Genomic DNA, 13,979 nt, shown 5'->3' with positions numbered 1-13,979 from the left:
TTGTACGACTTGGGGTTGAGCCGGGGACCACAGTCCCAGGGGTGCGCCGCCTCAGGGCGCACCTTCCGGCGTGCCTCACACGATCGGGGGCGACCCGTCGATCGGACGTCCGGATACGCCGGGGCGCCGCTGCCAGGGGCGCGGGCCCCCGGGGGGCCGGTAGTCCACGCCGAGCGCGTCCAGGCGCGCGTAGTGAGCCGTCATGCGCCCCTGGAAGCCCGTGAAGTCCCGCTCGGACGGGGGCGGAAGCGGCGACCAGACGGCTTCGGCGAAGGCGGCGAGGCGCGGGAAGGTCTGATAATCGACGCGCCGCCGGTCCTCCGTCACCTCCGTCCAGACGTTGGCCTGAGCGCCGAGCACGCGCTCCGCCTCCGCGCCGGTGAGCTCGGGTGGAACCGGCTCGAAGCGGTAGACGTCCTCCAGGGTGCGTACGTAGCCGATGGGGACCGGCTCGTCGTCGCCGGCGGCCTGGCGGTAGTCGAAGTAGACCTGCTGTTTTGGACACATGACCACGTCGTGGCCGGCGCGGGCCGCCGCGATGCCGCCCGCGTAGCCGCGCCAGGACGACACGGCGGCCCCCTCGGGCAGATCAACTCCCAGGGCGCTGTCCGCGCCGCCTTCCAGAATCTCGTCCCAGCCGATCAGGCGGCGGCCGCGCCCGGCCAGCCAGCGGCCGAAGTGGCCCAGGAACCAGTTCTGCAGCTCGTCCTCGTCGGCCAGGTCCAGCTCCCGGATGCGGGCCTGGGCGGCCGGGGAGGCCCGCCACTGCTCCTTGGGGCACTCGTCGCCGCCGAGGTGGACGAAGGTGCCCGGGAAGAGCTCCAGGACCTCGTCGAGGACGTTCTCGTAGAAGCGCAGCGTGGTGTCGGCGGGTGAGAGTACGTTCGGGTTGACGCCCCAGGTGGTCCAGACCCCGAGGGAGGCGGTGTCGACGGCGTCGGCGTTGCCCAGTTCCGGGTACGCGGCGATGGCCGCCTGCGAGTGGCCGGGGATGTCGATCTCCGGGAGGACGGTGATGTGCCGCTCGGCGGCATAGGCGACGATCTCGCGGATGTCGTCCTGGGTGTAGTAGCCGCCGTGCGGGCGCTCGTCCCACAGCGGTGAGGCGCGGTGCCCGAGTTTGGTGCGCTCGCGCCAGGCGCCGACCTCGGTGAGCCTGGGGTAGCGGCGGATCTCCAGGCGCCAGCCCTGGTCGTCGGTCAGATGCAGATGCAGCACATTGAGCTTGTGCGCGGCCAAGAGGTCGACGTACGCGAGCACGTCGGCCTTGGGCATGAAGTGACGTGCGACGTCCAGCATGAGGCCGCGCCAGGCGAAGCGCGGGGCGTCCTCGATGACCCCGCAGGGCACCGTCCACTCCTCCCTGGTCGCGACCGGCGCCCGGCGGAAGGCGTCGGGGCCGAGCAGTTGACGGAAGGTCTGCGCGCCCCAGAAGACCCCGGCCGGGCCGCCGCCCTCGATCTGGATCGCGTAGCCGTCGGCGGTGATGCGATAGCCCTCGGGGCCGAGCTTCCGCTCGATCTCGGGGCTGATCCGGAGGAGGACGCCATTGGCGCGGTTGTCGTCGGCGCCGCCGGGCGCGAGCGGCAGGCCGGTCGCGGCGCCGACGGTGGCCCGCAGCCAGCGCGCGGTGCCCTCGGTGCCCGGGCCGGCGTCCAGCAGGGTCTCGGCGTCCAGGAGGTAGCGCGCGCCGGACAGCAGCTCGTACGCGCTGCGGGGCGCCGGGATCAGATCCGCAGGGTCGTTCATGGCGGGCGGCTCCATGGCAGGGGGCTTCACGGCGGATGGCTCCATGGGGGCGGCTTCAGGCGGGCGGCTTCAGGGCGGGGGGCAGGCGGGGGCAGGCGGGGGGTTCAGGGCGAGGCTCACCCTTTCACGGCCCGTCGCGGTCCGCGACGCTCAGCCGCCGGCAACTCCGCGGCCGAAACCACCGGTTCGGGATCCGGCACGGCCTCCACCCGGGCGCCCGCCGCCGCCAGGCGGACCACCATCTGCTCCCAGTCCGGCCAGCTGCTCCGCATCCGCTCCAGCACCGCGCGCCCGGCGATCAGCACGATCTCGCAGCCCGGCTCGTCGGCCCACTCCAGCAGCCTGGGCAGGGTGGGCTGGGCGGCCGAGACGACACAGCTGCCCGCCGGGCGGTAGCCGCGCTCGGCGGCCAGCCGCTCGCACCGCTGGAGCTGGGCGTCCCAGTCCTTCTCGAACTGGCGGTACCCGGCCGCCCCTTCCCCGTCGGGCTCGTCGACCTCCCGCGCCCCGAACACCAGGTACGCCGCCCGCTCGGCACCGCTCTCCCCGCGCCCGCTCATAGGGGCGACCCTAATGGCGCACCCCGCGCCGCCGGGGCCGTTACGCCGTCACGTGCGCGGCATATGCCAAATACGGCGGCGCGGCATGCGGCCCCGGCCCCGTTCTGCCGGCGAGTGAGCCGAAGGGGCGCGACCCTGTCGAAAGGGAGAGCGCGCGGAGGCCCTGAGGAACGAAGGGCCGAGCACGGTCGACCGTCGACAGGGGCTGAGGCGCCCCGGAGGCGAACCGAGCCTCAAATAAGGAGCGCTACGCCCGGCCCGCGCCCCCTCGACCGGGGGGCGCGGGCCGGGCGTGCCGCGCGCGGGGCTCCGGCGGGTGGCGCCGGGGCGGAGGGGCTACTTCTTGCCGCCGCCGTCCTTGTCCTTGTCGCCGCCGGCGCCCATGCCGTCGAAGATCTCCTTGCACATCGGGCAGACCGGGTACTTCTTCGGGTCGCGGCCCGGGACCCAGACCTTGCCGCAGAGTGCGACCACCGGAGATCCGGAGAGCGCGCTCTCCATGATCTTGTCCTTCTGTACGTAATGGGCGTAGCGCTCGTGGTCGCCGTCACCGTGCGACACCTGAGGTGTCGGCTCAACGAGGGTCCCCGTGCCTGCCCCGCGCTCGGGCTCAAGAGTGCTCATACAGACCTAGGGTACTCACGCCCGGAGCGAACGAGGGATCAGCGCCTCCCGCCGCGTCGCCCGGTGTCTCGCCCGGTGTCTCGCCCGGTGTCTCGCCCGGTGTCGCCCCACCTCGCAAGCACTGCCTTCAGTTGAGCGAGGGATCGTCCGGATACGTGGCGACCATCGCCAGTTCGCTGCGCTGGCGGCGCAGCACCGCCCGCCACAGCCGCTCCGGGGCGGGCGAGGAGACATCGCCCGGCTCGGACTCCACGACATACCACGCGCCCTCGGAGAGCTCCTCCTCCAGCTGCCCGGGACCCCATCCGGCGTAGCCCGCGAAGATCCGCAGCGAGCCGACGGCGGCGGCCAGCAGCTCGGGCGGCGCCTCCAGGTCGACCAGCCCGATCGCGCCGTGCACCCGGCGCCAGCCGAGCGGGCCGTCCTCGGCCGGCGAGGTGACTCGCCCGGCCGAGGAGGCTCTCCCGGCCTCCGAAGCTCTCCCGGCCTCGCCGGGGACCACGGCGACCCCCAGCGCGGAGTCCAGCGACACCGGGCCGCCCTGGAACACCACCCCCGGCTCCCCGGCCAGCGCGGCCCAGGACTCCAGGATGTCGCCGACCCCCACCGGAGTCGGGCGGTTGAGCACGACGCCCAGCGACCCCTCCTCGTCATGGTCGAGGAGGAGCACCACCGCACGGTCGAAGTTCGGGTCCGCCAGCGCCGGTGTCGCGACAAGCAGCCGTCCTGTGAGCGAGGACACCTCGGTCATGGACACATGATCCCGCATGTTCGCCCCGGAGGGGGAGTGGAAGACGAGTCCCATGTGAGAGCAGGTCGGGGCGTACGACAGCAGGAACGGCGCACGTAACCGTACGCTTTCTGCTCTGAACCGAACGTGTGGTGACACATTCATGTCCGTTCGGTGGGTAGGTCGGCCATACGGAGGCCCGCTCCGCGGCCATTACTCTTGCCTCTTGCCCCCGACCGTCCCAGGAACGCGAGACCAGATGACCCGCTCGAACGATGTCCTGCTCGTCCATGGCGGCACCCCGCTCGAAGGCGAGATCCGTGTCCGAGGTGCGAAGAACCTCGTGCCGAAGGCCATGGTCGCCGCGCTGCTCGGCAGCGGGCCGAGCCGGCTGCGCAACGTCCCCGACATCCGCGACGTGCGGGTGGTGCGCGGGCTGCTGCAGCTGCACGGCGTCACGGTACGCCCAGGTGACGAGGCCGGCGAGCTGGTGCTGGACCCGACCCACGTGGAGAGCGCGAACGTCGCCGACATCGACGCGCACGCCGGCTCCTCGCGCATTCCGATCCTCTTCTGCGGCCCGCTGCTGCACCGCCTCGGCCACGCCTTCATCCCGGGCCTGGGCGGCTGCGACATCGGCGGCCGGCCGATCGACTTCCACTTCGACGTGCTGCGCCAGTTCGGCGCCACGATCGAGAAGCGGGCGGACGGCCAGTACCTGGAGGCCCCGCACCGGCTGCGCGGTGCCAAGATCCGCCTGCCGTACCCGTCGGTCGGCTCCACCGAGCAGGTGCTGCTGACGGCGGTGCTCGCCGAGGGTGTGACGGAACTCTCCAACGCGGCCGTCGAGCCGGAGATCGAAGACCTGATCTGCGTCCTGCAGAAAATGGGCGCGATCATCACCATGGACACGGACCGTACGATCCGGATCACCGGCGTCGACAAGCTCGACGGCTACAACCACCGCGCCCTGCCGGACCGCCTGGAGGCCGCCTCCTGGGCCAGCGCGGCGCTCGCGACCGAGGGCAGCATCTATGTGCGCGGCGCCAGCCAGCGCGAGATGATGACCTTCCTGAACACCTACCGCAAGGTCGGCGGCGCCTTCGACATCGGCGACGAGGGCATACGGTTCTGGCACCCGGGCGGCAAGCTCAACGCCATCGCCCTGGAGACGGACGTCCACCCCGGCTTCCAGACCGACTGGCAGCAGCCCCTGGTCGTGGCCCTGACCCAGGCCTCCGGGCTGTCCATCGTCCACGAGACGGTGTACGAGTCGCGCCTGGGCTTCACCTCCGCGCTGAACCAGATGGGCGCGCACATCCAGCTCTACCGCGAGTGCCTGGGCGGCTCCGCCTGCCGCTTCGGCCAGCGGAACTTCCTCCACTCGGCGGTCGTGTCGGGCCCGACCAAACTCCAGGGCGCCGACCTGGTGATCCCCGACCTGCGCGGCGGCTTCTCGTACCTCATCGCGGCCCTGGCGGCCCAGGGCACGTCCCGGGTCCACGGCATCGACCTGATCAACCGTGGCTACGAGAACTTCATGAGCAAGCTGGTGGACCTGGGCGCCAAGGTGGAGCTGCCGGGCGCCGAAAAGACCGGCTGAGCCACATCGCCGCCCCCGGCTGGGGGTCCGGGGGTTAGCCCCCGGGTAGGCACAGCATGAGCAAGCTGGTGGACCTGGGCGCCAAGGTGGAGCTGCCGGGCGCCGAGGGAGCCTCCTAAAGGCCCGGGAAAGGCCTCCAGAGGCCGCAGGAACGCCGAAAAGGGCGGCCACCCTCCGATGAGGTGGCCGCCCCTTCGTATGGGGTCTTACTTGCCCTTGGCGGCTTCCTTGAGCTTGGAGCCCGCGGAGACCTTCACGCTGTAGCCGGCCGGGATCTCGATCGGCTCACCGGTCTGCGGGTTGCGCGCGGTGCGAGCGGCACGGTGGGTGCGCTCGAAGGTGAGGAAGCCGGGGATGGTGACCTTCTCGTCGCCCTTGGCGACGATCTCTCCGGTCACCTCGGCGAGGGCGGCCAGAACGGCGTCGGCGTCCTTTCGGGTCACCTCGGCGCGCTCCGACAGAGCGGCCACCAGCTCACTGCGGTTCATGTTGTACTCCCGTGTTCATCTTGCCATTAGGCGTGAGATCGAAGCCGATGCTGCCAGGGCCCTCGGACAGTCCCCGGACCCGGGTCTGCTGTTCAGACCCTCGCGCCCGGAACGCATCCTGCCCCCACCTGTGGCGGGAAAGCCAATCCGGCGCCCTGGTGAGTCGCGCGAAAAGCGCCGTGGCGGCCGTTTTCTGCCCGACACCCTATGGGGGCCCGATCGGCTGAACGCCGCGCGACGCGCCGTACGACGCGCCGAGCCCGGCCTAGACTCCCGTGGTACCGGTCACAGCCTTGGCGGCGACCCGCACCGCGCCGGCCACCGCGCCCGCCACCTTGTCGTTGAAGACGCTCGGAATGATGTAGTTGGCGTTCAGCTCGTCGTCGTGGACGACGTCCGCGAGCGCCCGGGCCGCGGCCAGCATCATGTCGTCGTTCACCGTACGCGACTGCGCGTCCAGCAGGCCACGGAAGACGCCCGGGAAGACCAGCACGTTGTTGATCTGGTTCGGGAAGTCGGAGCGGCCGGTGGCGACCACGGCGGCGGTCTGGCGGGCGATCGCGGGGTCGACCTCGGGGTCGGGGTTGGCCAGCGCGAAGACGATCGCGTCGTCGGCCATGGCGGCCACGTCGTCGCCGGACAGCACGTTCGGGGCCGAGACGCCGATGAAGACGTCGGCGCCGCGCACGGCCTCCTTGAGGGTGCCGGTGACGCCCTCGGGGTTGGTGTTGTCGGCGATCCAGCGCAGCGCGGTCATGTCGGAGCTGCCGTTCGCGCCGGCCAGGTCCTCGCGCCCGGCGTGCACCACGCCGTGGATGTCCGCGACCACCGCGTGGCGCAAACCCGCGGCGATCAGCAGCTTGAGGATGGCGGTGCCGGCCGCGCCCGCGCCGGACATCACCACGCGCACATCGCCGATCTTCTTGTTGACCACGCGCAGCGCGTTGGTGAGGGCGGCGAGCACCACGATGGCGGTGCCGTGCTGGTCGTCGTGGAAGACCGGGATGTCCAGCGCCTCGCGCAGCCGTGCCTCGATCTCGAAGCAGCGGGGGGCGGAGATGTCCTCCAGGTTGATGCCCGCGAAGCCGGGGGCGATGGCCTTGACGACGGCGACGATTTCATCGCTGTCCTGGGTGTCCAGGCAGAGCGGCCAGGCGTCGATGCCCGCGAAGCGCTTGAAGAGGGCCGCCTTGCCCTCCATGACGGGCAGCGCGGCCTTGGGGCCGATGTTGCCCAGGCCCAGGACCGCGGAGCCGTCGGTGACCACCGCGACGCTGTTGCGTTTGATGGTGAGGCGGCGGGCGTCCTCGGGGTTCTCGGCGATGGCCTGGCAGACGCGGGCGACGCCCGGGGTGTAGACCATGGACAGGTCGTCACGGTTGCGGATCGGGTGCTTCGACGACATCTCGATCTTGCCGCCGAGGTGCATCAGGAACGTACGGTCGGAGACCTTGCCGAGTGAGACGCCCTCGATGCCGCGCAGCTTCTCGACGATCTCGTCGGCGTGCGCGGTGGAGGTCGCGGCGATGGTGACGTCGATCCGGAGCTTCTCGTGGCCGGAGGCGGTCACGTCGAGGCCGGTGACCGAGCCACCGGAGGATTCCACGGCCGTGGTGAGCTGGCTGACCGCCGTGCCGCTCGCGGGGACCTCCAGCCGGACCGTCATCGAGTACGAGACGCTGGGCGCCGTTGCCATGGCCGACTTCCTCTGCTTTCCCTTGTTTCAGGTTGTCCCGGGCCGCGGTGGTGGTGGTTCGCCGGACCGCCCGGGCCGTGGTCTTCAGATGGTTACACCTACCTTCCGGTACCGCGTAACCGGGCTCGACTTTCGGAGATATTGTTCAGCCCGCCGAAGACGACGAAGAGGCCCGCGCCCTCAACAGCTGACGCGGACCTCTTCACAGTCTTTAGGTGGCACCGACCCGCCATGCTCGCCTCGCGGCAAGTGGTCGCTCGAAGCGACGAAGGTTGGGCCCGGGGGCTTGGATCGAGCCGGTGCCACAGCAAGGCTAACAAACCATCCCCGGAAGTGATTCCCTCCCCCACGGTTGATTTCGCGGGTCGATGCCACCCCGCCGTCCGCCCCGCCGTCCGGTCTCAGTCCCGCAGCAGATCGGGGACGCCGTGCTCGTCCGGGTCGTCCCGCTCCCCCGGCACCACGGTCAGCCGCTGCGTCGCGCGCGTCAGCGCCACGTACAGCACCCGCAGCCCCGCCGGGGACTCGTCGGCGATCTCGGCCGGCGACACCACGACCGTCGCGTCGTACTCCAGACCCTTGGCCTCCAGGCTGCCCAGCGCCACCGCCCGGCTGCCGAGCCCCTCCAGCCAGCGGCGCGCCGCGGCCCGCCGCCGCATGGCGACGACCACGCCGACCGTGCCGTCCACCTCGTCCAGCAGGCGCTTCGCCTCCTCGCGCACCCGCACGCCCAGGCCCCCGTCGGCCCCGTCGGCCGCCCCGTCGCCATCCGGCATCGGCGCGAAGCGCGGCACCAGTCCCGTGGAGCGGACCGCCTCGGGCGCCCGGGCGCCGGGCATCGCGAGCGCGAGGACCTTCGCGGCGAGCTCGGCGATCTCCGCCGGGTTGCGGTAGTTCACGGTCAGCGTGAAGCGGCGGCGCGGGCGGCTGCCCAGCGCCTCGGCGCGGGCCTCGGCCGCCTCCTCCGGGGCCGACCAGGAGCTCTGCGCCGGGTCCCCGACCACCGTCCAGGTGGCGTGGCGGCCGCGCCGCCCGATCATCCGCCACTGCATCGGGGTCAGGTCCTGCGCCTCGTCGACGATCACGTGGGCGTAGTCCACACGCTCCTGCTCCATCCGGTCCGCGCGGGTACGGCGGGGCGCGGAGCGGTCGGCGAAGGTCGTCAGCTCATCGAGCCCGGTCAGCTGGTCCAGCGGGTCGACCTCGCGGGGCCTGGTCGGCCGGGCCGAGGCGCCCAGGACGGTGTACAGCTCGTCCAGCAGCGCCACGTCATGCACCGACAGCGGGCCCTTCCCGTCCGCCCCCAGGCGGGTCAGCGAGCGGGCCAGCCGGCGCGCCTCGCGCTGGTTGAGGTCCCGCCGGGACCAGCGGGCCAGCCGCTTCTCGTCGGCCATCGCGGCCAGCACGGCGCGCGGGGTGAGCTCGGGCCACCAGGCGTCCAGGAAGCGGAGGAAGTCGTCCTCGGTGGAGATGTCCTCGTCGAACCCCTCGCGCGCCTCGGCGGCCAGCTCGGGGTCGGTGTAGCGGCGGGCACCCCCGGACATCGCGGACTTGGCCCACAGCGCGTCCAGCAGCAGCCGGCGGGCGCGCGGGCGCAGCAGGTTGACGGGCGCGGTGCCGCCCAGCGCGGCCTGCCGGATCCGGCGCAGCTCCTCGGCGTCCAGCTCGATCCGCGCGCCGAACGCCACGACGCGCAGCCGCTCCGGCGGCACGGCCGCCCGGCCGGGGCCGGCGGGCAGTTCCAGGGCGCCGCGCGCGGCCTTGCGCAGCACCCGCGTCATCCGCGAGGAGCCCTTGACGCGGGCCACGGCCGGCTCGTCGTACGTGGTGGCCTCGGCTCCGTCCACCAGCGACCCGACGGCGCGGATCGCGACCTGCCCCTCCTCGCCGAGCGAGGGCAGCACGCCCTCGGTGTACGCGACCAGCAGCGGGGTCGGGCTGACGACCAGGATCCCGCCCGCGTACCGCCGCCGGTCCTGGTACAGCAGATACGCGGCGCGGTGCAGCGCGACCGCGGTCTTGCCGGTGCCCGGGCCGCCCTCCACCTCGGTGACGGAGGCGGCGGGCGCGCGGATCACCACATCCTGCTCGGCCTGGATGGAGGCGACGATGTCGCGCATGGTGTGGCCGCGGGCCTGGCCGAGCGCCGCCATCAGCGCGCCGTCGCCGACGACCGGCAGATCCGCCCCGTCCAAGGTGGCGGTCAGCTCGGGGCGCAGCAGGTCGTCCTCGACGCCGAGCACCCGCCGCCCCTTGCTGCGGATGACCCGGCGGCGCACGACCCGGCCGGGGGCGACGGGGGTGGAGCGGTAGAAGGGCGCGGCGGCGGGCGCGCGCCAGTCGATGACCAGCGGGGCGTAGTCGGCGTCCAGGACGCCGATGCGGCCGATGTGCAGCGTCTCGGCGATCTCCGCGCGGCCGCCGCCGTCCTCGCCGGGGCGGATCGCGCCGTCGGCGGGCTCGACGGAGGTGTAGGCGCCGTCCGGGCCGCGCTCCCCGTCCTTGCCGAGCAGCAGGTCGATGCGGCCGAAGAGGAAGTCCTCGAACTCGCTGTTGAGCCGGTTGAGGTGGACCCCGGCCCGGAAGACCTGGGCGTCCCGCTCGGCGAGCGCGCCGGGCGTGCCGACCTGGCCGCGCTTGGCGGCGTCGTTCATCAGGAACTCCGCCTCGTGGATCTTCTCCTCGAGGCGCCGGTACACGCGGTCCAGATGTGCCTGCTCGATCCGGATCTCCCGCTCGCGGATCCCGTCCCCGACGTCCCCGATTCGGCTATCCCGGTTTCCGGCGTCCCGGCTACTGGCGTCCCGGCTACCGGCGTCCCGCTTCTCAGCTTCGCCGGAGAGGTCCGGTCTCGCCTTCCGGCTCGCGTGCGTGGCGTTGTGCGCGGCCACCCAAGCCCCCTTCTGTGTGCGTAGGGCAGCCGTCAACCGTACACCTTCACAACACGCCGCAGACCTTCACCGCCTAGACCTTCACGACCGCCAGCCGCTCGCCGTCCAGCGTGCGGACCTCGAAGCGGTCGATCTGGTCGGGGTTCATGGCCGCGCCGCCCAGGGCGTACAGCGGCTCCTTGCTCCAGCGGGACGCGTCGCCGTCCTTGATGCCGTAGCCGGTGCTGGGCACGGCCCAGGTGGTGATGGTCTCCTCGTGGCCGTCCTTGCCGACGGCGACCAGGTCGCAGGACTTCGGGCCCTTCACATTGCCGAGCTTGAGGGCCACCGACGTGCCCCAGCCCTTCGGCTGTAGCGAGACGGTGGCGTCGACCTTGGTGGCGGGGTCGACCGAGCCGGTCTTCCGCCCCTGGTCGAACGCCGCCTTCGCGGGGCTGGCCACCACCTTGTCGCCGCCCCCGCCGCCGTCGCCCGAGGTCAGCGCGGCACCGGCGAACGGACCGCCGATGATCAGCGCGGCGGCCGCGGCCACCAGGTACAGGCGGCGCCTGCCGCGCCCGCGGCGGCTCGTGGCGACGTCGTCCATCAGCCGGCCGAGCAGCTCGGGCCCGGGGCGGGCGGTGATGGTGGCGGGGTCCAGCACGGTCCGGCCGTCGGTGGAGGTGGCGAACTCGGCCAGCAGCGGCGGGATGCCCATCAGCTGGTCGAGCTCCGCGCCGCATCGGTCACAGCCGAGCAGGTGCTCCTCGAAGCGGGCGGCGTCCGCCGGGTCCAGGACGCCGAGGGCGTAAGCGCCGACGGCGGTGTGCTGCTGATCCTCCGCTGCCGGCATCATGCCGTAACCCCCCGTTCCTCCAGCGAGAGCCGCAGGGCACGCAGCGCGTAGAAGACCCGGGACCGGACCGTCCCGGGCGGTACGCGGAGTACCTCAGCCGCCTCGTTCACCGTACGACCCTTGAAGTATGTCTCGACCAAGGCCTCCCTATGCGCGTCGGTGAGGTCGGCGAGCGCGTCGGAGATCGTCATCATGCGCAGCGCCCGGTCGATCTCGTCGGCGGCGGGTACGGCGTGCAGGGGGCTTGCGTCCACTTCCTGGGGGCGGGCCCGGCGGCCGCGGTGACCGTCGATGACGATGCGCCGGGCCACGGTCACCAGCCAGGGGCGCAGCGATCCGCCGGTGCTCCGCAGCTGGTCGGCGTTGCGCCAGGCCCGCAGGAGCGTCTCCTGGACCACGTCCTCCGCCCGGTGCCGGTCGCCCGCGACCAGCCGCAGGACGAAGGCGAGAAGCGGGCCCGCGTGCTCTTCATAGAGCGCGCGCATGAGCGCGTCGTCCGGTGTCGTCCTCTCGGTCACGGGAGCATCCTTGCGTAATCACTGCCGCGCGGTCGAGGGGGTACGTGCGGTAACACTTCCATGTTCAACAAAAACGCCGCGTTGTATGTTCAATTGCGCTATACAGCAGTCTAATCGCACGCACGCCCGCTACGCCGACCTGGGGTGACGTCGCGTCAGTCAGGCGTTGTGTCCGTCAGGCCCGGGTGACCCGGCGGCGGTGCCGGGCCACGCGCTCGCGGTTGCCGCAGACCTCGCTGGAGCACCAGCGGCGGCGGCGACCGCGCGAGGTGTCGAGGTAGACCAGCGAGCAGGTCTCCCCCTCGCACTGCCGCAACTGCCCGCGCGCCACCGGGTCGGTGAGCAACTCCACGGCGTCCCGCGCCACCTGCGCCAGCAGCGCGCCGCAGTCGGGCACGGCGGCGAGCCTGCGGACGAGGGTGCCGTCGGCGGTGCGTACGGCCCGTACGGCGGGCGGGGCGGTGGCGGCCAGGGCGTTCACCCGCTCCAGGTCGGCGCCCGCGGCACGGCCCTCGACCTCGGTGTGCACAATGCGGTGGAGCAGGTCGCGGGCGGCGCGGAAGCGGGCGAGCCAGCTGCCGTCGACGATGTCGAGGGCGGTGCCGCGGGGCACCAGACCGGCGCCGACGAGCCAGGCCTTGAGCCGCTCCACCCCGTCCAGCCGCTCGACCGGCGCCTCGCTCAGCCGCCCGCCGACCGTGGCCACCAGGTCCAGACAGAGCCGCCCGGAGTCGAACCGCAGGTCGTAGGCCGGCGCCAACGCCATGTTCCTGTCACTCCTTCGGGGCTGAGCGGTCACGCGGACATGCGCGCAATCCAGAGTGCCCGCCCCGGCCCGAGCCCGGAACCCCCACGGGCCCGCCCATCTCCCCCACCGCACAAGGGAGTTCGGGGCCCCGGCCCCGGCGGGCGGCCAGGCGCCGGCGCGGTCAGGCGTCGGCGTACTTGGTGTCCGCGGCGGGATCCAGCGCCAGCCGGTAGCCGCGCTTGACGACCGTCTGGATGAGTTTCGGGGCGCCGAGGGCCGTACGGAGGCGGGCCATCGCCGTCTCGACCGCGTGCTCGTCGCGCCCCGCGCCCGGCAGGGAGCGCAGCAGGTCGGCGCGGGCGACGACCCAGCCCGGGCGGCGGGCCAGGGCTCGCAGCAGGGCCATGCCGGCCGGCGGCACGGCGCGCAGCTCACCGTCGACCAGGACCGCGTGGCCGCGGATCTCCAGTCGGCGCCCGGCGACCGGCAACGGCCTTACCCGGCCGGGCAGTTCGCGGGTCAGGAGCTGTACGAGCGGGCCGAGGCGGAAGCGTTCGGGCTGGCTGGTGGGGATGTCATGGGCCTCGAGCGGCAGCGCGGTGACCGGCCCGACGCAGGCCGGCAGCACGTCGTGGCGCAGCGCGTCCAGCAGCTCCCCGCGCATGCCGCGCCGCTCGGCCCGGTCCAGCAGGCTCGCGGCGGCCGGGGCGCTGGTGAAGGTGACGGCGTCCAGGGCGCGGGCGACGGTCGCGTCGAGGAGACGGTCGAGCGGGGCGATGTCCTCGGGCGGCATCCACCGGTACACCGGTACGCCGACCACCTCCGCGCCCGCCACGCGCAGCGACTCGACGAAGCCGGGCAGCGGCTCGCCGTGCAGCTGCACCGCGATACGGCTGCCGTCGACCCCCTCCTCCAGCAGCCGGTCGAGCACCTCGGCCAGCGACTCGGACCCCGGGGACCACTCCTCGGTCAGCCCGGCGGCCCGGATCGCGCCCCGCACCTTGGGCCCGCGCGCCAGCAGCCGGGCGCCGCGCAGCCGGGCCAGCAAGGCGTCCCCGAGACCCCATCCGTCGGCGGCCTCGACCCAGCCCCGGAAGCCGATGGCGGTGGTCGCGATCACCACGTCGGGGGCGTGGTCGAGCAGCTGCTTGGTGGCGGTGAGCAGTTCCGCGTCGTCGGCGAGCGGCACGATGCGCAGCGCGGGCGCGTGCATGACGGCCGCGCCCCGCCTCCGCAGCAGCGCGCCGAGCTCGTCGGCGCGGCGGGCGGCGGTGACGCCGACGGTGAACCCGGCGAGCGGCCCGGTGGCGGCGGGCGCGGGCGTGTCGGGCGCGGGCGTGGCGGGCGTGGGCGTGGCGGGCGTGGGCGTGTCGGGCGTGGGCGTGTCGGGCCCGGTGGCGGCGGGCGCGGGCGTGGGCGTGGCGGGCCCGGTGGCGGGGCCTGCTGCCCCTGGCTCCGTCGAGTCCGTGGTCGCGGCGCTGTGGTCTCGGTGCATGGTTCTCGTCCCGATCCGCTGTCGTATGGGCGCCCTCCGCGA

At 73.0% G+C, this 13,979-nt stretch carries 12 protein-coding genes; 1 reads left to right on the top strand and 11 read right to left on the bottom strand.

Annotation, left to right across the window (positions count from 1 at the left end; all coding sequences use genetic code 11):
- Window positions 1-75: 75 nt before the first annotated feature.
- The 4 genes from ACWY4P_RS32795 to ACWY4P_RS32780 all read right to left on the bottom strand — a co-directional run bounded on the left by ACWY4P_RS32795 (window position 76) and on the right by ACWY4P_RS32780 (window position 3,684).
- On the bottom strand, window positions 76-1,749 hold the full coding sequence (locus ACWY4P_RS32795; protein ID WP_456204142.1) for a beta-N-acetylhexosaminidase: 1,674 nt from the start codon (window positions 1,747-1,749) through the stop codon (window positions 76-78).
- A gap of 116 nt (window positions 1,750-1,865) precedes the next feature.
- The gene (locus tag ACWY4P_RS32790; protein ID WP_456204141.1) at window positions 1,866-2,309 is read right to left on the bottom strand and encodes a hypothetical protein; all 444 of its coding nucleotides are present in this window, start codon (window positions 2,307-2,309) and stop codon (window positions 1,866-1,868) included.
- A gap of 336 nt (window positions 2,310-2,645) precedes the next feature.
- On the bottom strand, window positions 2,646-2,933 hold the full coding sequence (locus ACWY4P_RS32785) for a DUF3039 domain-containing protein (RefSeq protein WP_353594903.1): 288 nt from the start codon (window positions 2,931-2,933) through the stop codon (window positions 2,646-2,648).
- A gap of 127 nt (window positions 2,934-3,060) precedes the next feature.
- Entirely contained in the window at window positions 3,061-3,684 is a 624-nt protein-coding gene (locus ACWY4P_RS32780; protein ID WP_456204140.1) for a YqgE/AlgH family protein, read from the bottom strand.
- A 238-nt stretch (window positions 3,685-3,922) separates the two neighbouring features.
- On the opposite strand from ACWY4P_RS32780, the gene murA reads away from it, so the two are divergent.
- Window positions 3,923-5,266 (top strand): UDP-N-acetylglucosamine 1-carboxyvinyltransferase, encoded by a 1,344-nt coding sequence (murA, locus tag ACWY4P_RS32775; RefSeq protein ID WP_456204139.1) that lies wholly within the window; start codon window positions 3,923-3,925, stop codon window positions 5,264-5,266.
- 206 nt (window positions 5,267-5,472) lie between these two features.
- Here murA and ACWY4P_RS32770 read toward each other — a convergent pair whose 3' ends face one another.
- The 7 genes from ACWY4P_RS32770 to ACWY4P_RS32740 form a co-directional block, all read right to left on the bottom strand.
- Complete coding sequence (locus ACWY4P_RS32770) at window positions 5,473-5,754, bottom strand: HU family DNA-binding protein (protein ID WP_014179130.1); 282 nt, start codon at window positions 5,752-5,754, stop codon at window positions 5,473-5,475.
- 265 nt (window positions 5,755-6,019) lie between these two features.
- Window positions 6,020-7,450 carry a malic enzyme-like NAD(P)-binding protein gene (locus ACWY4P_RS32765; protein WP_456204138.1) on the bottom strand — a complete coding sequence of 477 codons (1,431 nt, stop codon included), beginning with the start codon at window positions 7,448-7,450 and terminating at the stop codon, window positions 6,020-6,022.
- Between the two features lie 401 nt (window positions 7,451-7,851).
- Window positions 7,852-10,215: a HelD family protein gene (locus tag ACWY4P_RS32760; protein ID WP_456213143.1), complete on the bottom strand. Its 2,364-nt coding sequence runs from the start codon at window positions 10,213-10,215 to the stop codon at window positions 7,852-7,854.
- Window positions 10,216-10,414: 199 nt separating this feature from the next.
- A complete protein-coding gene (locus ACWY4P_RS32755) occupies window positions 10,415-11,176 on the bottom strand; it encodes a zf-HC2 domain-containing protein (RefSeq protein WP_456204137.1) in 762 nt (253 codons plus the stop codon).
- A complete protein-coding gene (locus tag ACWY4P_RS32750; protein ID WP_456213142.1) occupies window positions 11,173-11,661 on the bottom strand; it encodes a sigma-70 family RNA polymerase sigma factor in 489 nt (162 codons plus the stop codon). Before ACWY4P_RS32750 ends, ACWY4P_RS32755 begins: the two co-directional genes overlap by 4 nt.
- A gap of 208 nt (window positions 11,662-11,869) precedes the next feature.
- Window positions 11,870-12,460, bottom strand: coding sequence for a CGNR zinc finger domain-containing protein (locus tag ACWY4P_RS32745; RefSeq protein WP_456204136.1), 591 nt, complete (start codon window positions 12,458-12,460; stop codon window positions 11,870-11,872).
- A gap of 163 nt (window positions 12,461-12,623) precedes the next feature.
- Window positions 12,624-13,937, bottom strand: coding sequence for a uroporphyrinogen-III synthase (locus tag ACWY4P_RS32740; RefSeq protein ID WP_456204134.1), 1,314 nt, complete (start codon window positions 13,935-13,937; stop codon window positions 12,624-12,626).
- Window positions 13,938-13,979: the final 42 nt, after the last annotated feature.

The sequence above is a fragment of the Streptomyces sp. LZ34 genome (genome assembly GCF_053890475.1).
This window is presented reverse-complemented; position numbering and strand designations above follow the sequence as displayed.

Excerpts from the sequence above, each read along its gene's own strand:
- ACWY4P_RS32795 (WP_456204142.1), bottom strand. The coding sequence starts at position 1,749 with ATGAACGACCCTGCGGATCTGATCCCGGCGCCCCGCAGCGCGTACGAG.
- ACWY4P_RS32790 (WP_456204141.1), bottom strand. The coding sequence starts at position 2,309 with ATGAGCGGGCGCGGGGAGAGCGGTGCCGAGCGGGCGGCGTACCTGGTG.
- ACWY4P_RS32785 (WP_353594903.1), bottom strand. The coding sequence starts at position 2,933 with ATGAGCACTCTTGAGCCCGAGCGCGGGGCAGGCACGGGGACCCTCGTT.
- ACWY4P_RS32780 (WP_456204140.1), bottom strand. The coding sequence starts at position 3,684 with ATGACCGAGGTGTCCTCGCTCACAGGACGGCTGCTTGTCGCGACACCG.
- murA (WP_456204139.1), top strand. The coding sequence starts at position 3,923 with ATGACCCGCTCGAACGATGTCCTGCTCGTCCATGGCGGCACCCCGCTC.
- ACWY4P_RS32770 (WP_014179130.1), bottom strand. The coding sequence starts at position 5,754 with ATGAACCGCAGTGAGCTGGTGGCCGCTCTGTCGGAGCGCGCCGAGGTG.
- ACWY4P_RS32765 (WP_456204138.1), bottom strand. The coding sequence starts at position 7,450 with ATGGCAACGGCGCCCAGCGTCTCGTACTCGATGACGGTCCGGCTGGAG.
- ACWY4P_RS32755 (WP_456204137.1), bottom strand. The coding sequence starts at position 11,176 with ATGATGCCGGCAGCGGAGGATCAGCAGCACACCGCCGTCGGCGCTTAC.
- ACWY4P_RS32750 (WP_456213142.1), bottom strand. The coding sequence starts at position 11,661 with ATGCGCGCGCTCTATGAAGAGCACGCGGGCCCGCTTCTCGCCTTCGTC.
- ACWY4P_RS32745 (WP_456204136.1), bottom strand. The coding sequence starts at position 12,460 with ATGGCGTTGGCGCCGGCCTACGACCTGCGGTTCGACTCCGGGCGGCTC.
- ACWY4P_RS32740 (WP_456204134.1), bottom strand. The coding sequence starts at position 13,937 with ATGCACCGAGACCACAGCGCCGCGACCACGGACTCGACGGAGCCAGGG.